Raw genomic sequence first — 24,054 nt, 5'->3', positions numbered from 1 at the left:
AATCGTTGCGAAGCAACATCCAACTTTGTGCTTTTTGCTTTGCTCTTTGTGCTTTGAAACAGATAAGAGATTATAGAGTAAAGAGCAGAGATATTTAAAAACATCCCGATTTCTAATCTACAATCTCTACTCTCTTATCTCTACTCTCATGAAAGTTAATTAAAGCTTCCGCTTTAATTAACTTTCATAATGCCATTCATAATCCTCCAGTGCCCTGGGAACGTACACAAGAAGGGGTAATTACCTGGAACACTTGGTGCTTTGAAGACCACTTTCACGCGGCCATCTGATTCCACTAATGGAGTGTAGGCTAACACTTCTGGCATGGCTGGGATGTAGTTTTTCGCTGCACCATCAGCAGCTGTGATCATCTTGTCTGCGGCTAAACCGATTTTCTCTTGGCTACCTAAAGCGCCTAAAACCCAGTTATGTTGCATCGCATCGACGTTTTCGAAGATCAACTCTACCGTCGCGCCTGCTGGAACGGTGAATTCCGCTGGGCTGTATTTCATCGCTTCTTTGATCGTCATAATCGTACGTTTCACGACTATTCCTTTCACTTCGGCAGTTGGAATTTCTACTTTCCAAAGACCCGCCAAGCGCTCATATGCCTCCACATCCTGCGGACGCAATTGCTTTCCTAAACCTTTTAGGAAGTCTGAATTTTCAGCTGATAAATCTGCCGCACGTTTTGCATTCCAAGTCGCTGAAGCACCTTTCAAAGCCGCACCCATGGTAGGGCTAGCCACTTGTTTGATCGAGCGCAATAGAGCGACGATATCATTGGCTGAATCATCTGAAGTCATTCCGCGGAACGATTTCTCTACGATATACGACCCTAAATCTGCTGGTAAAGAAACCACGATCGGTTGTCTGAAGATATTATTGTTGCGATTCGACTCGCCTAAAACGGCTTTCGTGTCTAAGGCAATTTCCATCACGTAATTACCTGCTTCGTCTGCCGTCCAGCCTAGGTTTCCTGTCCAAGGACCGTTGTTATTCTTTACGACAGAAACCGTTTCGCCTGGAGCCGCTCCGTCTGTAAACGTGTAGGATTCCAAATCGGTACGACGGCCCATTCCTTCGATTTTGACGGTTAAAGGAAGTGGGGTGCCTTTTGGCAAGGCTTTATCGCCTCTGTTTTTCACGCGGATCACGAAACTAGCGCCTTCACGTAAGCGGAAGTTTCCGCCTTTAATTTGAACTTCCTCCACGACTAGGTCGAGGCCTGATTCTGTGCCAGCTGTCGTTGGGTTTTTCGCTTCCTTCGCTAATTTCTCTGCTACCACCGCGCTTGATTGAGCGCCTTGTTTAGCAATGAACGCCGCACGACGTGCAGAACCACCTGCCATGACATAAGCTGCTAAAGCATCTGGGATCCAGCGATCCGTTGTTTTAGCAGAAACCGCAATTTTACGCGCCATCGCCGCTTCTACCGCAGGAGATGACGGAGATTCGATTAAAGCCAAAATGGAATGTAATACGACTAAGGAGTCTTTGTCGTTCAGCATTTTTTTGTCCAAAATCAATTTCGCCGAAGCCGCCGTGCGTGGCAATACCTGCACCGCTTGCTTGCGCACCGCTGCCGATGAATGCTTCATGGCACGAGCTAAAGCGTCCATGGGTAAAACGCCTAAGCCTTCTAAGGTTCTAAGCGCGTGGATGGCGCCTGGAGCGAGACCGATTTCATCGGTTTTGGCAGAACCTAAAAGCGCTACCAAAGCCGGAACCACGTCTTTATTTCCGCGTTCCACTAATAAACGCTGCGCTTGTAAACGCCAAAACAAGTTCGAATGACTCAAAGCCGCCACACATTCCGCCGGCGTTTTCAAAGAAACTGGCGTGTATTCTGGCGCCTTATTATAGCCCACACGGTAAATACGACCGTGGGTGAAATCACGTAAATCCGTGTCATACGCATTACCACCACCGTTCTTGAATCCTTGCGGAACCGGGTTGTGTTGAATGATGTAAGAATACCAGTCCGCTACCCAAACAGCTCCATCCGGACCCACTTGCGCAAAAACGGGAGATACCCATTCGTCAGCCCCAGCTAAGAAATTGAAGGCTTCTTTGTCATTGAAATCAGAGCCCGTCGGCACTTGGCGATTCTGGTGAATCACGTGACCTGTTGGTTCTGAAACGAAAGCGATTTGGTTCCAATATTCTTTCGGGAACGAACGAGCGGAATAGAAATTATGTCCTGCCGCTGCTGTAAATCCGCCAAAAACATCGACCTGACGCACTTTCTTCGTGATCGTCCGCATGTCCTTGTGCGTATCCGTATTTTTGGAACCATTCAAGGTCATAGGTGCATGCCAAATAGTGCGGTGCGGAATGGCCATATACCAGCCGTGCGCGTTATTTGCCGTCGAACCGAACACATCGCCTGCCTCGTTGAAGTCGAAGCCCCAGGTATTATTCGAAGTCGTTGTCATGTGTTCCATCTTCGAACCATCTGGCTTAAAGCGGAAGAATGCCTGCGCAAATTGAAGCGAATCCGCTCCCACTTTGCCCTTATAACCGGAATAACCTACGCAACCCCAGATCCAGTTATCGAATCCATAATGCAAATTCGACGGTCCCGCATGGGTATCACCTGTTCCAAAACCGGTGAATAAAATCTTCTTCTCATCCGCTACATCATCGCCATTGGTATCTTTCAACAAGATCATGTGCGGCGCTTGGGAAATAATCAAGCCGCCATTCGCGAATACCATCCCCGTAGGAATGCTCAGGCCTTCCGCCCATTTCGTGAATTTATCTGCCTTTCCATCTTTGTTCGTGTCTTCGCACAATAAGATGTAATCGCTTCCACCCGTTTCTTTACGTTCGTTTGGATAGTCTTTCGTGATCAACACGTATAAACGTCCGCGCTCATCCCAAGCCATTGCGATGGGGTGCATCACGTTCGGTTCAGAAGCGAAAACTTGCAAATTAAAGTCCACCGGAACCTGAATAAACTTCACCGATTCCTCTGGACTTAAAGGTAATTGCTGTAATTGAGCGCCTTCGCGTTTCTCGTAGTTAGGCAATTTCGCTTCGCGGTATTTCAAAACCGGGATGTTCAATGCCGTTAATAAGGCTCTTTTCTCTGCTCCTACAGCATGCAAAATTCCTTTTGTCACTAGATCCTGAAATCCTTCCGTTTCCCAAGTACGCTCGTCGTGACCATAAGCTGTGTAAAACACATTTCCTTTTCCGTAGGTACGCGTCCAAGTGTAAGGTTCGGTGGTGGCACCTGGCTTATCTTTGGCCTGCTCAGGTCCTAGAATTCTAGATTGCCAAATCTGGTTATCCGGCTGCAATTGGCTGTGCAAATAGGTCTCATCGACCGTCTTGATCTTCACGTAGGTGTTCGCCTCGTTTTTCACGCGGATCGAATCCATCCCATGACGCCAAAACTGACCACCCACCATCTTCACAAATTCCTTCGAATTCCGGAAGTTGAACGACGCACAATGAATCGCCACTAAACCGTGACCCGAAGCCACATAATTCAAGAGCGCTTTCTCCTGCGGTGCTGCGATCGAATCGTGGTTCGCATAGATCACCAAGGCATCGAATTTATTCAAATAAGCCTCATTCAAATCCTTCAAGGATTCCGTGTAGGTGATATTCATCCCCTTGATTCCCACTGCGGATTGCAATGCAGGATATCTGTCAAAGGGCTTGTGGTGGCCTTTATCGCCTAAAAACAATAATTCGAGGCGTCTGCCAGGAGCAGCCGAAACCGAAAATTGAAACAAGAGTGCCGCAGCAAATAAGAGAAAACGCATGGCTTAGAATTTAGGAATTTCAATGATTTTTCCGCCTTGAAGAGCAGATTCGTGAGCTAATATACCTACCGAAGTCCAGTTAGCGGACTGCGGTGCATTCGGGAATGGATCGCGATCTGCGGCCAAAGCCTGCAAGAATTCGTTCACCAAATGGGGGTGTGAACCACCGTGTCCCCCTCCTTGCGTAAACGAAAGGTGGGTGTTTTCATCTTCGTCGTACACGCCTTTGGTCGTGAAACGTTGAATTTCTTCCGGCAAATAATGGGCGAAATCCGGTGTAGGCACCTTAGAAGGAATCTCTGGCTCCGGTTTTTTCGCCGTGTGCACCACTAATTCTTCGCCTTCAATTAGAGGCCATTCCACCGATTTCTTCGATCCATAGACCTCAAAACTCTCGCGGTATTGACGCGCCACATCGAAAAGTGAACGGTACACCATCGCGCTCAAATCCGAATCACGGAACTTAATGTGCGCTGATTCTACCGCAAATGGAGAGTTATAATGCTGGATTAATTCTTCGCGAATCGTACCCGATCCGAAGCAAGAAACATATTCCGCTTCTAAACGCAACAATCCAGCCACCGGACCTACGCAGTGTGTCGCATAGTGCATAGGAGGCAAGCCTGGCCAATAATCTGGCCACCCGTCCATATCTTGTTGGTGCGACGCTTTCAAGAATTGAATCTTGCCTAGCTCGCCCTTTTCGTATAATTCTTTGATGTATAAAAACTCGCGCGCATAGACCACGGTCTCCATCATCATGTATTTCTTGCCCATGCGCTTGCTCGCCTCCACGATCGCCTTGCACTCCTCCACGGTCGTCGCCATAGGCACCGTACAAGCCACGTGTTTGCCCGCATTCAGCGCTTTAAGCGTCTGTTCTGCGTGCAAATGGATAGGAGAATTGATGTGAACGACATCTACATTCGGGTCTTGGATTAGCTTCTCAAAATCCGTGTAACGTGTCTCGATCCCATAAGCATCCCCGATGGAGTTGAGTTTTTCTTCATTTCTTTGGCAAATCGCATACATATTCGCCAACGGATGCTTCAAATAAATAGGAATAAATTCTGCGCCGAAACCTAGTCCGACAATCGCAACGTTATATTTTTTCATAGTTTAAAAGATTTCAATTCAACCAACATTTACCATTCACCACTTACCATTTACCATGGATAAATTTGAAAGATTTATCCACAAGCTCGCGCTCTGAATTAAACATTTTTCGCCAAATATGGGCCGCCGGTAATTTCTCGCTAAAGGCCTCTACCACGAACCAGCCGGAATAATTTACGTCCTTAATAGACTGCAATACAGACGGCCAATTCACCTGACCTTCTCCCAAAATCCCCCGCGTACTCTCCGACAATTGAATGTGCGGCGTCCGCTTCGCAATCCGTCGAATCGCATCTGCCGTACTCACTTCCTCGATATTCGCGTGGAACGTGTCAAACATAATCTCTACATAGGGGTGATTAATCTGCTCGACTAAGGCATATAATTCATCTGCACACGAGACCAAATAACTCTCGAAACGGTTCAAATATTCTAAACAAAGGGTAATATTCTTCGTGGCCGCGTGATCTGCCACTTCACGGATGCCGGCGATGGACCAGTCGATTTCTTGCTGGGTGGCTTTGGCCCCTGTAAAAACACCGAGCGCTGAATGAAAAGGCCCAGACAAATACGGCGCCCCTAAATAAGCCGCCACATCTACCGCTCCTTTCAAATACGCAATACCCGCCGCTCTAACCGCTGGATCTGGCGAAATCAAATTCTCCGCAGGCCCTGCAATCGCACAGGCAAAAGGTTGTAAGCCCAGTCGATCGACCTCCTTTTTCCAAGCAGACCAATGCGCTAAATCAACATTAAATACCGGAATTTCAACGCCTTGATAACCCACCTCTTGAATAAAGGCAAGCTCTGATAATACAGAATCATTCATATCTGGCCCGTAAACGAGCAGATTCATGGCGATTGGGTTCATAGGTTTAGTCATTAGTCGCTGCTTCGCAGCTTAGTCGCGACTTTGTCGCTTAGTCAAAAAGTCGCCTTCGGCTTAGTCATCGCTGCGCGATTTAGTCATTTCGCGACAATGTCGCGAGGTCATCGCTACGCGATTTAGTCGCTGCTTCGCAGCTTAGTCGTGACTACGTCACTTAGTCAAAACACTTTAACAGCTAAATATAAAAGAAATAATTGAAGAAATCTACCCGGAATGAACAACATAGACTGAGCCGAAGCCGACTAAATCGCGCAGCGATGACCAAGCTGCAAAGCAGCGACTAAGGCGTAGACGACTAAACGACATCGCTGCGCAGCAGTGCCGACTCAGTCCGCAGGACGTCGCGACAAAAAAGGATGCACCATCACCGTCAGCACTAGCAAACTCGTTCCCCAGTAGAAGGCGGGTTGCATGACTTCTTTTTGGCCAAAAATAAAGACCGCCAACAAAATCCCATAGACGGGTTCGAGCGTGATCACGAGATTGATCGAAAAAACGGAGAAAACCTTGTACAAATGGATGGTTTCGGTATAAGCGTAAACGGTGCAAACAACGGCCAAAATCCCAATCCAAAGCCAATCCAGCCCGACCGGAACGAAACCAGGCGAACCGCCAAGAAGACCGCTCAACCAGACGGCACCGGTGATAAATCCAGCCGCCACCATCTCGTAAACAGTGATCAATTTAGGGTCGTGGGTGTGGGTATAATTTCCGTTAATGACAGAAAAAAGTGCGCCGAAAAATCCAGCTCCAATGCCCATCACCAAACCAATCCATTGACCCGGTTCGACCGAAAAAATAATACCTAGGGCAATCACGACTAGGATTCCGAGAAAGACTTCAATCTTCGCAATCGGTTTTTTCTTCGCGATGGGCTCTAAAATAGAGGTCCAAAAGGTCTGGGTAGAAAGACCGGCGAGGCACATGGCGACTGTAGAGACTTTGGCAGCCCCGAAAAACAACAACCAGTGAAGTGCCACAAACGCACCATTCAACAACCAGATCTTTAAAACCGAAGCAGGAACCTGAAAGGACTTTTTCGAAGCCGCTAACATCAGACCTAATCCGGCCGCCGCAATCACGCAACGAAAGAACACAATCGTTAACGCATTCGCCTCTGTCGCGTTCCCCAGAATAGCGGTAAACGCATACAAAATGACAATAAAATGTATCTTAAAATAATCGAGAAGCTGAGGTGCCTGTCTCATCTTTAGCGCGGAATCGTATAATAAAGTCCCACACCCACGGCGGAGAACACGATATTAGGCAGCCAAACCGCTAACAACGGAGGCATTCCCCCTCCTTCCGCGATTCCCTTGCTCATCATAAAGAAGAGGATATAGATGAAGGCCAAACTAAAGCCCAGCGCAATCTGGAATCCAACGCCGCCTCGTGCTTTTCGGGCCGAAACCAAGAAGCCGATGATGGTCAAAATCATGACCGAAAAGGGATTGGCGAAGCGAAGGTATTTCTCGATTTGGAAGACTTCGATCCCATCCGCACCGCGCGATTGCACTAAGTCAATGTGGCGATTTAGCTCTGGAAGGGTAAAGGTTTCGTGTAATAAGTGCTTGTTCTCGAAGTCTTTGGGAAACAAATTAAGCGTCGTATCGATCTTCGTTCCAAACTGTAACGAGGTCGCACCTGTCGTCCGAATGCGGTAATCATGAATCGTCCACTTCTTCGAAGTCGAGTCCCAGGTGATGCGATCCGACATCAATTTCTGTTGAATTTCCGTCCCCACAATACGCTCTAAACTGAAGCGATAGCCCGTATTCGTCGTATTATCGTAGGTTTCTAAATACGCATAGGTCTCCGGACCTATCTTAATATGGACGTCACGTTTGTCGAAATAATAGGTGTTATTGATGTACTTATGCTCGAAAGGAACACGAATCTTGTTCGCGTTTGGCACTACCCAACCGATCATAAAAAAGGTCCCAATCGCTAAGATGCCTGAGCCGATTAAATAAGGACGCATCAAGCGAGTAAAGCTTACACCAGAACTCAGAATGGCAATAATTTCCGTCTTTGCCGCAAGATTTGCGGTAAAGAAAACGGTCGCGATAAAGACCATCAACGGACTAATATACGAGGCCCAATAGGGAATGAAATTCAAATAATAATCCAAAAGAATCTCTCGTAAAGGCGCCTCTTTGCGAATGAAATCATCGATTTTCTCCGTGTAGTCGATCACCATCACGATAAGAACGATGATGAAAACGGCGAAAACGTAGGTCTTCAGAAATTTCTTTAAAATGTAATAATCAAGAATTTTCATGCTTAGAAGCAGCGCTTGGGTCGTATTTTAAACCAGAGAACCAATGTATAAATAATACACGAGCTGTCCTAAAATTTGCCGGCACTAACAGCAGGGAAACGGTCGTGATAGGCACCACGTAGCCCTCTGCCGGAGGATCGTTTAGGAAATTAAAGACCAAAATTCCCCCTACTAACATGATCCCCACTGTAAACGCATAGGAGATGTACATCGCACCATAGAAAAAACCAGGCTCCACTTCATAGCGAACGTCACAGGATGGACAGTGTTCGTGCATTTGGGCGAAATTGAAGACATTCCACCACTTGTATTTGAACAAACGACCTTCGTGGCAGTGAGGACAGCGGGCGTTAATCATCGCCGTTAGTTTACTAGGATTTGACATAGAATCGGGTAAAATATGGCCAAAGGTAAAGAAAATTAGACGATTAAACGTAACAAAGGTCACGTTACGGAGGCTTTTTGTATCTTTGCTAAAATTAAACACACTCTTATGTATTCAACTTTCGTTACCATTCACTCGATCTTGTTTCTAGTGGTTTTAGCCCTAGGAATTTTATCTATTTTCAAAGGCTTGACAGGCAAAACTTTCACAGAAGCTGATCGCAAAGTAGGCTTGTTTTACATGATCTCCTTGCACACGCAATTATTGATCGGATTAGTCCTTTATCTAGCGCTTAGCCCGGTTACGACGGCTGCTTTTGCTGATTTTGGAGCGGCTATGAAAGATTCAGCGACTCGCTTAATCCTAGTAGAACACGTTACGGTTAACATTATCGCGATCGTTTTAGCGACGGTGGTGAATGCCAAAAATAAAAAAGCCATCACTGATGCCGCGAAGTTCAAAAACATGTGGTTGTTGAACGGCCTTGGTCTAGTTTTGATTTTAAGCCGTATCCCTTGGAGCCGCTTGGCTGCTTTATTTGCCTAAATTAGCATTGAATGAATAAGTGTATTTTTTTAGATCGCGATGGCGTTCTAAATGTGGATCGCGTGGATTACGTGTACCATTTAGGCCACTTTGTGATCCCACCCGGCGTGAAGGAAGGCTTACAGGCTTTGAAGGACGCAGGCTATTTGTTGATTATTATTACAAACCAAAGCGGTATCGCAAAAGGCGTTTACAAACGTGAAGACGTGTACTTAATTCACGACGCGATCCAAGAGGGAACGGGTGTGAAATTAGATGACATCTACTTCTGCCCTTACCACGAGAATTTTGACAGTCATTCGCTGACGCGCAAACCTGGATCATTGATGATCGAGAAGGCCGCCGCGAAATACGACATCGATATGGATGCCTCTTGGATGGTGGGCGACCATGAACGCGATATTACCGCTGGAACGCGCGCAGGTTTACGGACCATTCGATTAGCACCCGCGGGAACGGAAACCAAAGCCACCCATTTAGTGAATGATTTATTAGCCGCTTCTAAAATAATTGTAGGATGAAAAAAGTATACTTAAGTGATGCAGGCCCCAAAGTTTCACCAGCCATCTACGGCTTTTGGCGTTGGGAAAAAGAAGACAAAAAAATGGACGAAATCGTACATTTCTGTCTCGACAAAGGAATCAACACCTTTGATCATTCGGATCGGTATGGCGAATACACGGCGGAGAAGACTTTTGGAGAGCTTTTAGCAAAAAAATCCATCCAGCGTTCTGACATCGTTTTGTTCTCCAAATGTGGAGTTAACATTCCATCCCCTGCCAGACCAGACATCCGCGTAGCACACGTGAATACGTCAGCAGCCCACATCACGGCGTCTGTAGAAAACTCGCTTCGCAACTTGCAAACGGACTATTTGGACGTGTTTTTATTAGATCAATTGGATCCATTGTCGGATATTGAAACGACGGCTTTGGCGCTCGAAAAATTAAAAAGCTCCGGAAAAGTGAAAAACATCGGTGTTTCGAACTTCTCGGTTTACCAACACCAATTATTAGTTTCCTTCCTGAACATCCCAGTGGTTTCTAACCACATCGATTTGAACTTGTTGAACACAAGCGCATTAGATAACGGAATCGTGGATTACATCAAGCAAAAATACATGCGCCCGTTAGCGGTTTCGCCATTAGCGGGTGGTCGTATCGAGCACGGCACTGATGAGCAAGCCTTGAAATTGCGCAAGAAATTGAACGAAATGGCCGCGAAATACGATAGCAATATCGAATCGGTTGCCGTGGCTTGGTTAATCAAATTAGGCGCCTTGCCATTAATCGGAACCTTAGAGGAAAAGCGTATTCAAAACATCGTGGACGCATTCGACATTGAGATGGACCACCAGGATTGGTATGAGTTGTATAATACGACTAAACCGACGCAGTCGGTTTTAGATTAGAGATAATAGAGTAGAGAGTATAGATTTAAAGCATAGAGCATAAAGCACAAAGAATAAAGATTGTTATGGAGGCTTCCGAAAGGGGGCCTCTTTTTTAGTGTTTATTCTTTTCAAAATTTATCAGTTTTAAAATTTCACAAAACTTCTCTGACCGATAAATATTAGCTATTTTCATCCAAATTAACCACTATGAATAGTCATACCTCAATAGATTCTCTCCTTTCAGGTAAAATTGTCGAAGGATCCCGTATGGAGTTTAAACGAGGATGGAATGCGACAGCTATCATGCGAACAATTTGTGCATTCGCTAATGATTTCGAAAATGAAGGAAGCGGCTACATCCTTGTTGGTATAGATGAAAAAGAGGGGATTCCGCTTCGACCAATTATAGGATTTGACCCTAGAACTTTAGAAAAGGTAGAAAAAGAATTAGTTGGTTATTGTAACCAAATGCAACCATCCTATTACCCTAAACTTTCTTTAGAAAAAATTGACAATAAATACGTTTTAATAATATAGGTGCCCGCAGGAGCAAATAGGCCATACAAGATCCCTGACGATGTTCTGGCAAATCATAAAACAACAAATTACCGCATTCGTTTTAGTTCGAGTTCTATTATTCCCAATAAGGAGCAAGAGACTGAATTGATACAATTAACTGCACAAATCCCATTTGATGATAGAGTTAATACGTTTGCTTCGATAAACGATTTAAATAAATCGCTGATGTGTGCGCATTTAGAGGAAATTAAAAGTAAACTATATACTGAAAGTGAGACCATATCCCTAGCAGATCTCTCTAACGCAATGAATTTATCTCAAGGTTCTTCAGAGCACCTATTTCCAAAAAATATTGGACTACTGATGTTCTCCAAAAATCCGCAAAAGTATTTTCAGGGGGCAATTATAGAAGTTGTTGAATTTCCCGAAGGCTTAACAAAGCCTTACACAGAAAAAACCTTTACTGGACCGATTCAAAAGCAATTGATTGACGTACTCTCTTACATCAAAACAAATATCATCAAAACTAAAGTTATAAAATACAAAGACAGAGAAAAATCAGATCGCTTTGAAAATTATCCATATGCAGCTATTGAAGAGGCTCTTGCAAATGCAGTCTATCATCGAAACTATGAATTAATTGATCCAATAGAAGTCCGAATTTTACCTACTTCATTGGAAGTTATTAGTTTTAATGGAGTTAATGCATCTATCAAAAAAGTGGAATTTGAATCAGGCCGAGTAAGTGCTAGGCGCTATAGAAATCGCAGAATTGGTGAATTTTTAAAAGAATTGCAATTAACGGAGGGGAGGGGTACAGGTATTCCATCTATATTTAATGCGCTTCATTTAAATGGATCGCCAGCCCCAAAATTTGACACAAATGACCCTGATAGAAGCCACTTTTTAATTGAAATACCAATTCACTCTGCATTTATTAAGACCATTTCAAAGCCCGACGCTTCACTTATTAACCCACTTCAAAAACAATTACTTCTTTTTTGTAAAATACCAAGGTCGAGAAATGAAATTTTTAACTATTTGAAAATTTCGAATCAAACGAAAAATTACAATACTCGCGTACTACCCATGATTCAAAACAACTGGTTAGAGCTAACTATCAAAAACAATGCCAAAGACAAGAATCAAAAGTATGTAATTACTCTTTTCGGAATTACCGTTATTGAGAGAGAGAGTAACTAAGAAAGTAACTAAGAAAGTAACTAAGAACTAATTATAGGCAGAATCTTGAGGTCCCAAAATGGAACTTCAAGATTTTACTGAGTTCATCAAAAAAGGCTTCAGAAATGAAGCCTTTTTTGATTCTAAGTCTACGCCTATTATAAGAGAGAGAGAATTATTTTGTATTCGGTCTATAATTTATTGCAAAGCACAAATTGAGACCGAATACAAAAAAATTATCTCCTCCCAGTACGTCTACCTCGCTCCTTGCCTTTCGGAATCACTCTTCCGCCCCTCGGCGCTTCTCTCTTACGAGAACGGTTATTCGCGAATTTGCCTACTAGGCCAGAGCGCATACCTATTAATTCGAGGTCGATCGTGCGTTTCGCTAAGTTCGTGTCGCGGACTTTCACCTGAACCTTATCTCCAAAGGTGAAGACACGGCCATTCGATTTACCCACGATGCGGTAATTGTTTTTATCTAAATCGTAGAAGTCATCATTCAAGTCGACCATACGCACAAGGCCTTCGCATGAAGTTTCTCCGATCTCTACGAAGATTCCAAACTCGGTTACACCCGTGATGATACCGTCGAAAATTTGTGGTTCGTGCAAGCTCATATATTCCACTTGCTTGTACTTGATGGAAGCGCGTTCCGCATCAGAAGCGAGTTTTTCGCGATCTGAGCTGTGCTTACATTGGATCTCTAATGGGGCGCGCTCCGCTGGAGTGCCGCCGTCTAAATAATGTTGCAACAGGCGATGCGTCATCACGTCTGGGTAACGACGGATCGGGCTGGTGAAGTGTGAATAGAACGGGAACGCAAGGCCGAAGTGACCGACAGGATCGGTGCTATAACGGGCTTTAGACATCGTACGCACCGCTAAACTCTGCAAGACATGCTCCTCGCCCTTGCCCTCGATGTTTTCCATCAAGGCATTGAACGATTTGCTGACGTGCTGTGGATCAGTCGTTACTTGGTAGCCAAATTTCTTCGCGAACGACGAGAATACCTGCAATTTTTCCGGATCGGGTGCTTCGTGGATACGGTACACCATGGTATTGCGAGGTTCGTCTTTTTTCTTGTTGAAGACGAATTCAGCGACTCTTTTGTTAGCCAAAAGCATAAACTCCTCAATCAACTTGTGCGCATCCTTCCGCTCGCGTGGAAAAACGCCGGTAGGCTTGCCATCCGCGTCTAATTCAAAGCGGACTTCGGCTGTTTCGAAGTTCACGGAGCCGTGCTCGAAACGTCTAGCGCGGTAACTTTTCGCAATGCGATTCAAATCCCGAATAACGGGCACATAGCTGTCCTCGGAATCATTTTCGATTAATTCTTGCGCCTGCTCGTAAGCGAAACGGCGGTCTGAGTGAATAACCGTGCGGCCAAACCACTCTTTCACAATCGTGTCGTTCGCGTCTAGTTCGAAAACGGCGGAGAAGGTTAGTTTATCTTCGTTTGGACGAAGGGAACAAAGTCCGTTCGATAGTTTTTCTGGCAACATAGGAACTACACGATCCACTAAGTAAACCGAAGTAGCACGCTTATAGGCCTCGATATCGAGTACACTTCCGGGTTTCACGTAGTGAGAAACGTCCGCGATGTGGACACCGATTTCGGTGTTGCCGTTCTTTAGTTTTTGGTAAGAGATGGCATCGTCAAAATCTTTCGCATCGATCGGGTCGATCGTGAAAGTTAATACGTTGCGCATGTCCTTTCGCTTCTTGATTTCGGTGGCAGGAATCTGCACTAAGATCGAGGCAGCGGCCTTTTCAACTTCTTCTGGGAAGTCGTATGGCAAGCCGTATTCCGCTAAAATCGAGTGCATTTCTGTATCGTTCTCTCCGGCTTTACCGAGCACTTTGATGACACGACCTTCGGCCTTTTTACCGTCTGTTCCCCAGCGAGTTACTTCTACGATCACTTTGTCTAGGTGCTTTGCGTCCTTGATTTCGAACTTAGGCAAATAGACATCTTCGTAAATTTTCTTCGAATCAGGGATTAAAAACGAGTAGTGCGGAGTCACTTGGATGACGCCTACTAACTCAGCGGAACGACGTTCCAATATCTGTACGACCTCTCCTTCCGGGCGGTCATTTTTTCTTTTTTCTGATGGGCGACGCGCTTGGACGATGACTTTATCCCCGTCTTTGGCATTATTTAAATCCGCTGTAGCCACCCAAATATCCTTCGCCCCATCTTCCGGAATCACAAAGGCAAAACGCGCATTCACGTGATCCACGCGTCCTGTCACCTGGAAAGATTCATTGTCAAAACGAATATTTCCCTCCTCATTCTTAATCAAGCGGTTTTCAGCAATCAACTTAGCGACAAGGTCAGAATAAATCTCCTTCGTCTTGCGATCGCGGATGGCAAAAGCCTTGTGTAATTGGTTCAAAGAATACGAACGATAGTCGTTTAATTCAAAAAACTCCAATATTTCAGCTTTTAAGCCGCTCAAAAATTTCAGTTCCTTAGGAGAAGGCATGGTATTTCAATTCAAATTATCCTGCAAGGTACACATTATTGATTTCTTAATTCCTAATTCGGCATTGTATTGCTATCTTTGAGCTTGTTTTTCAGCATTTCTTAGATGAACCGTTCCCGCATTGCCCTCTTTTTACTGCTTGTTTTCGCCCTGACTTGCGCTTACTTTGTTTGGAAGCCAGCTGCGGAGGTGCCAGCTGCGGAAGTTAACATCGTCGAAACGCCTGATTTCAAGGCGGATTCAGCCTATCAATTTATTGCACAACAAGTAGCTTTTGGACCACGCGTTCCGGGTTCTGAGGCGAGCGCAAATACCATGAAGTTTTTGGTTGCCAAATTAAAATCCTACGGCTGGACCGTGACGGAGCAGCCTTTTACGGCTTTCCGCTACGACGGTAAGAAATTACAAGGCACGAACATCATCGCGCAATTCCAGCCAGCCATTGCTAAACGTATTTTGTTATCGTCCCATTGGGATGCGCGCAGCATTGCGGACAAAGATTCAGTGCGTAAAAACGAACCGATCGATGCGGCAAATGATGGTGCGAGTGGTGTGGGGGTCTTGTTAGAAATCGCGCGCACTTTGCACGAGGCTAAGACGAAACCCGCGGTGGGGGTTGATATCGTCCTTTTTGACTTAGAAGATCACGGGGAACCGGAAGATTATACGGGCGAACACAAGCCGAATAGCTGGGCTTTAGGGTCACAGCACTGGGCTGCGAATTTGGTTCCAGCGAACTACCGCCCCTATTATGGTATCTTGTTAGATATGGTGGGCGGAAAAGGCGCGATGTTCCCGCACGAGGGGACTTCGATGCAATATGCGCCGGGAATTGTGCGCTCGGTTTGGGCGACGGCGGCGGATTTAGGATACAGCCATCTGTTTGTTGATCAGGATGCCTTCGGGATTTCGGATGACCATACGGCTGTAAATGAAATTGCCAAAATCCAAATGATTGATTTAATCGATTTACGCGCGTCGAATGGCGGCTTCGAGTTTGGAAGCTTCCACCACACGCATGCAGATAATTTAGCTAACATCGACAAGTCGACCCTGAAAGCGGTCGGCCAAACACTTTTACAGGTTCTATACCGAGAATAATCCATGGAAGAAACAAACTTGCAACAGGTTCATTTAAATGACCTTCACGTATCGCTAGGCGCTAAAATGGTGCCCTTTGCTGGCTTTAATATGCCCGTATTGTACACAAACCTGATCGAAGAGCACCTAGCTGTGCGCAATTCGGTAGGTGTTTTCGACGTGAGTCATATGGGCGAGTTCTTCTTGAAAGGGGATCGCGTTTTGGACTTCCTTCAATACGTGACTTCGAACGACGTTTCTAAATTAGTGGACGGAAAAGTGCAGTACAGTTGTTTGCCAAACAACGAGGGCGGCATCGTCGATGACTTACTAGTCTACCGCGTGAACGCGACAGAGTACATCTTGGTCGTAAACGCTTCGAACATTGAGAAAGATTGGAACTGGATTTCCTCACACAATACCTTCGGGGTGGAGATGGTGAATCGCAGCGACGAATATAGTTTATTAGCGGTGCAGGGGCCGAAGGCGATTTTGGCACTACAAAAATTAACATCTGTTACCTTAGCAGACATGCCCTATTATAGCTTCAAAATAGGTGAAATGGCTGGTTTCTCAGACATCATCATCTCGAACACAGGCTATACCGGCGCGGGAGGATTCGAGATTTACGTGAAAAACGAAAACGCGTTAGCGATGTGGAACGCGATCTTCGAAGCAGGTGCAGAATTCGACATCAAACCGATCGGTTTAGGTGCGCGCGATACCCTTCGTACAGAGAAAGGCTATTGCTTGTACGGACACGACATCGATGACACAACGTCGCCGATCGAAGCTGGTTTAGGCTGGATCACCTCATTCAATAAAGATTTTATCAGGAAAGACCACCACGCCGCCATCAAGGCGAACGGTCCATCGAAAAAATTAGTAGGCTTCGAAATGATTGAGCGCGGCATTCCTCGCCAACATTACCCGATATTGAACGCTGCAGGCGAGACGATTGGTGAAGTAACTTCAGGCACACAATCTCCCTCTCTTTCGAAAGGAATCGGCATGGGTTATGTGAGCACGAAACACACGGGATCTGAGATCTTTATTTCGATCCGTGACAAAGCCATCAAAGCCGAAATCGTTAAATTACCGTTCTTATAAAATGAAGAAAATCGACGTCTGTTTATCGCCGGACTTGATCCATTTATATGATTTATCCTCCGTGGCGGTGGTTGTAGTGGATATTTTCCGCGCGACATCCTGCATGGTAACTGCTTTTGCGAGCGGTGCCACGGAGATTGTTCCGGTGGAAGAGGTTGAATTGTGTCAGCAATATGGCGCTAAAGGGTATTTGACGGCGGCAGAACGCAACGGGGTTACTCCTGCTGGATTTGACTTTGATAATTCTCCTTTTTCGTATCAAGTAGAGAAGGTGAAAGGGGCCAAAATTTGCGTCACCACCACCAACGGCACCGTCGCTATTCGTCGGTCGAGCAGTGCGCCTGCGGTCTATGTGGGGGCTTTCTTGAATATTTCCCGCGTGGCGGACGCTTTGAAAAACTGGAACGGAAACGCCTTAATCGTTTGTGCTGGCTGGAAAGGGAAACCAAATTTAGAAGACACCTTGTTCGCGGGTGCTTTGATTGATGCCTTGACGGGCGAATACGAAGCGGCAGATGATGCGGCTTTGATGGCCTGGAAACAATACAATGTAGCCTCGAATGATCTATTAACGGCGGTGAAGAATTCTTCCCACGTGAACCGATTATTAGGTTTAGGCATCGAAAAAGATATCGCGTTTTGCCTTGAATTTGATCGGTATTCCGTACTTCCTAGATTGGAAGGAGATGCCCTAAGATTAGTATGATATTATATAGCACCGAACACAAAAGCCCTAATGTAAGCCTAGAAGAGGCTATTTTCCGTGGTCTTCCCCCGGACAATGGCTTGTATATGCCTACCGAAATCAAGCCTTTGCCGGCTTCGTTTTTCGAAACGATTCAGGACCGCAGCTTGCCAGAAATGGCGATCGCGGTGTGTGAAAATTTGCTCGGGGATAGCCTATCGTCTGAGGAGATCAAGAAGATCATTGATCAATCGATGACTTTCGAGGCGCCTATCGTCTCCTTAGAGCCGGGCACGGAGGTTTTGGAATTATTCCACGGGCCATCGATGGCGTTTAAGGATTTTGGCGCGCGCTTCATGGCGGCGATTATGTCCCATTATTTGTTGAAATCGAAGCGCGAAATCCGCATTTTAGTGGCCACTTCTGGAGACACGGGTGGTGCGGTAGCGCAGGGTTTTTTCAACACTCCAGGCATCTCGGTGACGATTTTATATCCTACTGGAAAGGTATCCGATATTCAGGAGAAACAACTAACGACGTTGGGCGGAAATGTGACCGCATTAGAAATTAATGGCACGTTTGATGATTGCCAAAGATTAGTCAAGCAAGCCTTCCTCGACGAGGAACTACGCGCGGCTTTCGATTTAGCGTCTGCTAATTCCATCAATATTTCCCGCTTAATTCCACAGTCCTTCTACTACTTCGCGGCTTATGCGCAGGCGAAAAAGAAAGGTTTGAATGCACCGGTGGTATTTAGCGTGCCATCTGGTAACTTTGGCAATCTAAGCGCTGGATTGATGGCCTACCGAATGGGTCTTCCGGTAAAAGCATTCGTGGCTTCTTGTAATGAGAACCACCCGGTAGCCGATTACCTCCGTACCGGCGAATACAATCCAGTTGCCTCTGTTGAAACATTGTCGAATGCGATGGATGTAGGTAGCCCTTCTAACTTCATTCGCATGCGTTTACTAGCAGGTGACGAATGGTCTAAGGTGCGCGAGATCATCAAAGGCTATTATACAAACGACCAGAAAACGCAAGAAATTATGGCTGACGTGTTCGCACGCACAGGTTATGTGATGTGTCCACACACAGCTGTTGCCTACGATGGTTTGCAACAATATGCCGATGAATATCCGGGCGAAATCACGGGAATTCTATTGTCTACCGCCCATTACGCGAAGTTCTTACCTACCGTGGAAGGGACATTAGGCGTTTCCGTTCCGGTGCCTGCTCGCTTAGCGGAGCTTTTGGATAAAACAAAAAAGTCCATCCCCATGGGGACGGACTTCGCTGAATTTAAGGCTTATTTACTACAATAAAGCCTTGAATTTATCTCTTTCTTGGTAAGCGATAATCGCTGATAATACCATTAAGGCCACGCCTACACTGGGTGCATGTGCTAAGCACAATTCGAATAACAAGATATTTACGGTGATTGGGGCTAAAATCGTTAGTCCTAAAGCGCGTTTGCCCGGAACCAAAATCAATACCCCGCCGATTACTTCTAATACTTTGACTACCGTCATCATGCCTGAAGACATCATGATTCCCATGTAAACGCCTGGATCACCAGGGATAGGAGGTTGAGCTACGAAGTTAAAGAAGAAATTCAATCCACCGAACAAGAACAGGGCTCCCACGAGAACTGAAGGCAATAAGTCGAGTACTTTTTTCATACGTATGTTTTTTGGTTATGAGTAAATTTATATTATTTAATTGAATGATGCAAAATCTAGCGCGCGTAATTGCAAGGTTCGATTCCCTAGGTATTCATTTACTTCCAAATGATAGACCAGTTTAATGGGTAACCGCTGCTCATAAGCGGCACATAATCCGTCATAAAAGTCAGCCTTCATTCCAAATCCAACGACCTCTAATCCTCGCTCATCTGGCGTAGAACCCACGTAAATTTTCAGATGCTCTTCCTTCATGACAAAAGGACTTTTCGTTACGAAAACAGGTCCTGAAACAAAGTTAGGGAGCATATTTCCTGGGCCATAAGGAGATAAGCGAACCAATAGTTTATCATAAAAGGACAAGCTCAAAGCCTCTAAAGGAATCTGAATATCGACCGGCAAATCCGCTTTCAGCGAGATATTCGATAAACCTTCCTGCGCAATTCGTTCGAATTTCTCGATGAAGGCCTGCAAATTATCCGGTTTCAAATGCAAACCTGCTGCGTGTGTGTGCCCTCCGAATTGCTCTAATAAATCCGCACATTCCTCTAATGCATGATGCACATCAAAACCACGAACAGAACGCGCAGAACCCACTAATTGACCGTGTGATTCCGTTAAAATAATCGTAGGCCTAAAATACTGGTCTTGAATCTTACTTGCTACAATACCCACCACCCCTTTATGCCAAGCCGGATTAAATAACACCGTACTGCGTGCTGAGAGTAGAAAATCATTCCCTTCAAACATCGCCAAAGCCTGCCCCACAATCTCCTTCTCCACCACACGGCGATCCAGATTCTGTTGAATCACTGCCTCCGCCAGCGCCTCCGCCTCATGATCATCCGCGGCTAACATTAATTTTACTGCTCCGTGAGCGTGGTCCATTCGACCGGCCGCGTTGATGATAGGTGAAATCGAAAAGACGATATCAGAGATTTGAATTGGCGCTTTCTTCTTCGCCTTTTTCAATAGATAGGCGAGTCCTGGACTTGGATTGGAGCCTAATTTAGTCAGGCCAAAAAAGGCCAAAACCCGGTTCTCCCCATTCATCGGCACAATGTCCGCGGCAATACTGCAGGCTAGTAGATCTATTGATTCCCACAAAGGATCCAGTTCTAAGTCATTCGCGATCGCAAAAGCCATCATGAGTTTAAAGCCTACGCCAGCACCGGTTAATTCTTTGAAGGGATAAGGACAATCTTTTCTTTTAGGATCTAATACCGCGACCGCATCGGGGATGGTGGCTTCTGGTAAGTGGTGATCACAGATGATAAAATCAATTCCGTTTTCGTTGCACCAAGCTACGCGTTCGTGGGCTTTGATACCGCAGTCAAGAGAGATGATGAGCGTATAATTGTTGTCTAAAGCATACTGAATACCAGCCTGCGACACGCCATAGCCTTCCGCATAGCGATCCGGAATATAGTAGTCACAATCCGCGCCTAAAATACCTGCTAGATAGCTATAAACCAAGGTAACTGCCGTGGTACCATCCACGTCATAATCCCCATAAATCAGGATTTTCTCACCGGATTCAAGGGCAAGTCCAAGGCGCTCCACCGCTTTGTCCATATCCTTCATCAGGAATGGGTCATGCAATTGATTGACTTCTGGAACCATGAAATCCTTTACTTCTTGGAAAGTCTTGATCCCTCGTGACACGAGTAAGGACAAAAAATACGGGTTCTTTAAGCCCAAAACCTCCCCTAACGCTTCCACCTCCGCTGCCGGCGGTGCAGGCACGTATTTCCAATTCTTTTTTGGCTCCATCTTATAAAATTTCTATTTCTACGCGGCGGTTGATTTGGCGGCCTTCCTCGGTGGCATTATCCGCCTTGGGTTTCGACTTACCATACCCTTTCGTCCGAATTCGGGCTTGATCAATCCCCCCTTTCAGTAGGTTTTCCTTCACCGCATTCGCCCGCTCTAATGACAATTTATTATTGATCTCTTCCGATCCCGTGTTATCCGTGTGCCCACTAATTTCAATGACCAAAGCCATATTCTCCTTCATGACTTGTAAAATCCGCTTCAATTCAGGCTCCGATTCAGGCTTCAAAGTCGCCTTACCCAGGTCAAAGAACAAGTTATTAATCGTCGCCGTATTTCCTTTTACGAGTGGTACCATCGACAGATCGCGGTCATCTAATTCCAAATAACGCCCGCGCATCGTAGTCAAATCGAGATTCGTGGAAGTGGGAATCAGGCCTTTAGCCTTCGCCGTAATTCCATAGTTCTTTCCATAAGGAAGGACCAATTTGTATTTACCCGTGGTCGGATCCGGCTTAGCCTGACCTAATACTTTCCCGTTTGATAAATCTTCATACGTCACCGAAGCATCCTCTGGCACTTTACCTGTTTGCTGATTTAGCACCGTCCCGGATAATAAGACAACTGGGTCTGACTCTTGGGAAGTCACGGAGCGGGTGGACCCATTGACTGGGCCTCCGCCAGGGGGCGACTCTTTGACTAAGTCACGAAGTGACGACCCTTTGACTAAGTCACTGGCGGCACCGCCGACCTGTGACGACTCATTGACTGAGCCTCCGGCAGCTTCGCTGCCCGGAGGCGACTCGACTGAAAGTCGAAATATATCCTTCTTCCCTAGCGACCCCTTCCCAGACATAAAATAGGCATAATCGCCCTTTGCCGCGATGGAATAATAGGCATCGTATTCATCGGTGTTGATGGGGGAACCTAGGTTTTGAGGTTTGCGCCAGTGTTGCCACGTATCATCTAGGCGGCGTGTCAGATATATATCTTGACTTCCTTGGCCTCCCGGACGATCGGATGAAAAATAGAGTGTCTTTCCATCGGCTGATAAAAAGGGCGTTGTCTCAGAGTATTTCGTATTAATTTCTTCGCCTAATTCAAGTGGACGCGTCCAACGGCCCTCCTCGAAAAAGCTGACATATAAATCGTCGTCTTCGCTGTTCTTCTTACGAGCAAAAGCCAGTAAAATCGCCTTCCCATCCATCGTCAAATAACCGTATTCATTCTTCCCTTTGCTCATTTGTTCGTAGCCCGGGATGTCGACTTTGACGGGAACGGTCCAGCCGGCGGTTGTTTTATTTGAGATGGAAAATCCGCGAGTTTCGTAGGCGCCATTGACATAGGCCCCTTTTAGCAGGATTGTTTGGCCATCTGGTGAAATCGATAGAATGGTGTTGTATTGATCGCGATTTAAGACCTCGGAAAGTCGTCTTGCGGTGCTCCAGGTATCCCCTACTTTTTCGGAGAACCAAATATCCTGTGAACCCGAAATAGTTTCAGAGCCTTTTACCCCATAGCGATTAGCGGGATGGTTTTTACGTCCAAAATACAGCGTTCTTCCATCCGGCGAGATCACCGGATTTAGCTCCGAAAATTCTGAATTCACGGCAGAACCTAAGTTCTCCGGGGCTTTTTGGGCCATCAGAAATCCCGACATCAACAAGAAGAACAACAGCTTTCTCATCCCACGTAAATCCACTTCTTCTCCATCTTCTCTGGCTCATACGCCATGATCCAATCCGCTAATTTTTCTGGATCTGATTCCACTTGCAGGGCATCCATATTCGGTTGCTTCAAGAATCCTTCGTCCACCATGTGTTGAATTTGCTTCAACTGGTGGTCAAAATAGCCATTGATATTAAATACCGAAACCGGCATCTCATGTAGGTCTAATTGCTTCCAGGTTAAGATTTCGAACAATTCGTCCAAAGTCCCAAAACCTCCTGGCATCGCAATCACACTATCCGCCATATCGGCCATTAAAGCTTTACGCGTGTGCATCGTATCCGTCACATGCAATTCTGGCAAACCCTTGTGCTTTACTTCCCATGGTTCCATGAATTGAGGAATCACACCAATCGCGTGACCGCCTAAACGCAAGAATTCATCGGCTAAAACACCCATCAATCCCACACTTCCTGCCCCAAAAATCACCTGGCAACCATGTGCGTGTAAAGCCTGCGCTAATTTCACTACCTGCTCCGCATAAACTGGATTATGGCCTTTCGAAGACCCGCAATAAATCAATATTTTTTTAGACATGTACTAGTTCTTTTAATGCTTCCTCGAAGCGGACAAAGGTAAAGGAAAAGGCGGCGTCTTTTTCTATTTTGGCCGAAGACACACGACTACCTCCCAGCACTAAACACGCCATCTCCCCTAACACCAGGCGAAGTAAAAACCCTGGAATAGCAGGTAAGAAAAAGGGTCTGTGCAATGCTTTGGCAATTTGCTTATTCATTTCGCCCGCCCGAATAGGCTCCGGAGCCACGCCATTATAGGTGCCTGAAAGAGACGAATTTATCAATAACTCGTTAAATATTCTCACAAGGTCGTTAATATGAATCCAGGATTGCCATTGCTTCCCCGAACCTAAATTAGCTCCTACGTAATACCTGATTGGCTTCGAAATAACAGGGAAAATCCCTCCAGCGGTACCCATCACTAAGCCGATGCGGACTTTAGCCAGGCGAATACCTAAGGTGGCGATTTGGTCAACCGCCTCTTCCCATTGTTTGGTACAATCCGCTAGAAAATCCAAGCCTGCAGGCGAGGTTTCCACACATTCCTGCTCGCCCGTATCAGCCCCGTAAAAGCCAATGGCAGAAGCAGAAACGACCGTTTTAATCGAATGAGGAATCGTCGATAAAGCCTGGTATAAAACCGCGGTGCTTCGCACGCGGCTGTTAATTAATTCTCTTTTGCGCGCGGCAGACCAGCGTTCGTCCGCGATGCCCGCCCCGGCTAAATGCACGATCGCATCTACGCCTTCGAAAGCCGCTGGGTCGATGTAGCCATAGGAAACATCCCATTGGAAGTCTCCGCCAGATCGCGATAAAATCACCACCTCGTGGCCCTGAGTCAGCAAAAATTGCTTCAGAGCACCACCCACAAAACCTGTACCCCCCGTGATGAGAATGCGCAT

21 protein-coding genes are annotated in these 24,054 nt (G+C 45.9%); 9 read left to right on the top strand and 12 right to left on the bottom strand.

What is annotated here, in order from left to right; genetic code table 11:
• Nucleotides 1-173 precede the first annotated feature (173 nt).
• From G9X63_RS05845 to G9X63_RS05820, 6 genes are all read right to left on the bottom strand, one after another.
• Nucleotides 174-3,779, bottom strand: a complete 3,606-nt coding sequence (locus G9X63_RS05845) for a PVC-type heme-binding CxxCH protein (RefSeq protein ID WP_252621852.1) — start codon at nt 3,777-3,779, stop codon at nt 174-176.
• Nucleotides 3,780-3,782: 3 nt separating this feature from the next.
• On the bottom strand, nt 3,783-4,895 hold the full coding sequence (locus tag G9X63_RS05840; protein WP_252621850.1) for a Gfo/Idh/MocA family protein: 1,113 nt from the start codon (nt 4,893-4,895) through the stop codon (nt 3,783-3,785).
• A 43-nt stretch (nt 4,896-4,938) separates the two neighbouring features.
• Nucleotides 4,939-5,766, bottom strand: coding sequence for a sugar phosphate isomerase/epimerase family protein (locus G9X63_RS05835; protein WP_252621849.1), 828 nt, complete (start codon nt 5,764-5,766; stop codon nt 4,939-4,941).
• 344 nt (nt 5,767-6,110) lie between these two features.
• A complete protein-coding gene (locus G9X63_RS05830) occupies nt 6,111-6,992 on the bottom strand; it encodes a DMT family transporter (RefSeq protein WP_252621846.1) in 882 nt (293 codons plus the stop codon).
• A 2-nt stretch (nt 6,993-6,994) separates the two neighbouring features.
• Nucleotides 6,995-8,065, bottom strand: a complete 1,071-nt coding sequence (locus G9X63_RS05825) for an LptF/LptG family permease (protein ID WP_252621844.1) — start codon at nt 8,063-8,065, stop codon at nt 6,995-6,997.
• Complete coding sequence (locus tag G9X63_RS05820; protein WP_252621842.1) at nt 8,052-8,450, bottom strand: DUF983 domain-containing protein; 399 nt, start codon at nt 8,448-8,450, stop codon at nt 8,052-8,054. The genes G9X63_RS05825 and G9X63_RS05820 overlap by 14 nt, the downstream gene beginning before the upstream one ends.
• A gap of 108 nt (nt 8,451-8,558) precedes the next feature.
• On the opposite strand from G9X63_RS05820, the gene G9X63_RS05815 reads away from it, so the two are divergent.
• The 5 genes from G9X63_RS05815 (at nt 8,559) to G9X63_RS05795 (ending at nt 12,111) form a co-directional block, all read left to right on the top strand.
• Complete coding sequence (locus G9X63_RS05815; protein ID WP_130922547.1) at nt 8,559-8,996, top strand: hypothetical protein; 438 nt, start codon at nt 8,559-8,561, stop codon at nt 8,994-8,996.
• Nucleotides 8,997-9,007: 11 nt separating this feature from the next.
• A complete protein-coding gene (locus G9X63_RS05810; protein ID WP_130895504.1) occupies nt 9,008-9,517 on the top strand; it encodes a D-glycero-alpha-D-manno-heptose-1,7-bisphosphate 7-phosphatase in 510 nt (169 codons plus the stop codon).
• Entirely contained in the window at nt 9,514-10,407 is an 894-nt protein-coding gene (locus G9X63_RS05805) for an aldo/keto reductase (protein ID WP_252621840.1), read from the top strand. The genes G9X63_RS05810 and G9X63_RS05805 overlap by 4 nt, the downstream gene beginning before the upstream one ends.
• Nucleotides 10,408-10,596: 189 nt before the next feature.
• On the top strand, nt 10,597-10,926 hold the full coding sequence (locus G9X63_RS05800) for an AlbA family DNA-binding domain-containing protein (RefSeq protein WP_252621836.1): 330 nt from the start codon (nt 10,597-10,599) through the stop codon (nt 10,924-10,926).
• A complete protein-coding gene (locus G9X63_RS05795; RefSeq protein ID WP_252621833.1) occupies nt 10,927-12,111 on the top strand; it encodes an ATP-binding protein in 1,185 nt (394 codons plus the stop codon).
• A 215-nt stretch (nt 12,112-12,326) separates the two neighbouring features.
• Here G9X63_RS05795 and rnr read toward each other — a convergent pair whose 3' ends face one another.
• Complete coding sequence (rnr, locus tag G9X63_RS05790) at nt 12,327-14,579, bottom strand: ribonuclease R (protein WP_252621831.1); 2,253 nt, start codon at nt 14,577-14,579, stop codon at nt 12,327-12,329.
• A gap of 105 nt (nt 14,580-14,684) precedes the next feature.
• Here rnr and G9X63_RS05785 point away from each other — a divergent pair, with 105 nt between their 5' ends.
• From G9X63_RS05785 to thrC, 4 genes are read left to right on the top strand one after another with little or no spacing between them, the layout of a single operon-like run.
• A complete protein-coding gene (locus G9X63_RS05785) occupies nt 14,685-15,680 on the top strand; it encodes a M28 family peptidase (protein WP_252621828.1) in 996 nt (331 codons plus the stop codon).
• A gap of 3 nt (nt 15,681-15,683) precedes the next feature.
• Nucleotides 15,684-16,769: a glycine cleavage system aminomethyltransferase GcvT gene (gcvT, locus tag G9X63_RS05780; protein WP_252621825.1), complete on the top strand. Its 1,086-nt coding sequence runs from the start codon at nt 15,684-15,686 to the stop codon at nt 16,767-16,769.
• A 1-nt stretch (nt 16,770) separates the two neighbouring features.
• Entirely contained in the window at nt 16,771-17,475 is a 705-nt protein-coding gene (locus G9X63_RS05775) for a 2-phosphosulfolactate phosphatase (protein ID WP_252621823.1), read from the top strand.
• Complete coding sequence (thrC, locus tag G9X63_RS05770; protein ID WP_252621821.1) at nt 17,472-18,776, top strand: threonine synthase; 1,305 nt, start codon at nt 17,472-17,474, stop codon at nt 18,774-18,776. The genes G9X63_RS05775 and thrC overlap by 4 nt, the downstream gene beginning before the upstream one ends.
• Here thrC and G9X63_RS05765 read toward each other — a convergent pair.
• From G9X63_RS05765 to G9X63_RS05745, 5 genes are read right to left on the bottom strand one after another with little or no spacing between them, the layout of a single operon-like run.
• Nucleotides 18,768-19,133, bottom strand: a complete 366-nt coding sequence (locus tag G9X63_RS05765; RefSeq protein ID WP_252621819.1) for a hypothetical protein — start codon at nt 19,131-19,133, stop codon at nt 18,768-18,770. The two genes, thrC and G9X63_RS05765, sit on opposite strands and share 9 nt — an antisense overlap.
• 36 nt (nt 19,134-19,169) lie before the next feature.
• The gene (gene recJ / locus G9X63_RS05760; protein ID WP_252621817.1) at nt 19,170-20,906 is read right to left on the bottom strand and encodes a single-stranded-DNA-specific exonuclease RecJ; all 1,737 of its coding nucleotides are present in this window, start codon (nt 20,904-20,906) and stop codon (nt 19,170-19,172) included.
• A gap of 1 nt (nt 20,907) precedes the next feature.
• Nucleotides 20,908-22,593, bottom strand: a complete 1,686-nt coding sequence (locus G9X63_RS05755; RefSeq protein WP_252621815.1) for an OmpA family protein — start codon at nt 22,591-22,593, stop codon at nt 20,908-20,910.
• Complete coding sequence (locus tag G9X63_RS05750) at nt 22,590-23,171, bottom strand: LOG family protein (protein WP_252621812.1); 582 nt, start codon at nt 23,169-23,171, stop codon at nt 22,590-22,592. Before G9X63_RS05750 ends, G9X63_RS05755 begins: the two co-directional genes overlap by 4 nt.
• Nucleotides 23,164-24,054: a TIGR01777 family oxidoreductase gene (locus tag G9X63_RS05745; protein ID WP_252621809.1), complete on the bottom strand. Its 891-nt coding sequence runs from the start codon at nt 24,052-24,054 to the stop codon at nt 23,164-23,166. The genes G9X63_RS05750 and G9X63_RS05745 overlap by 8 nt, the downstream gene beginning before the upstream one ends.

Source organism: Aquirufa antheringensis (assembly GCF_023921165.1).
GTDB lineage: Bacteria > Bacteroidota > Bacteroidia > Cytophagales > Spirosomataceae > Aquirufa > Aquirufa antheringensis.
This window is presented reverse-complemented; position numbering and strand designations above follow the sequence as displayed.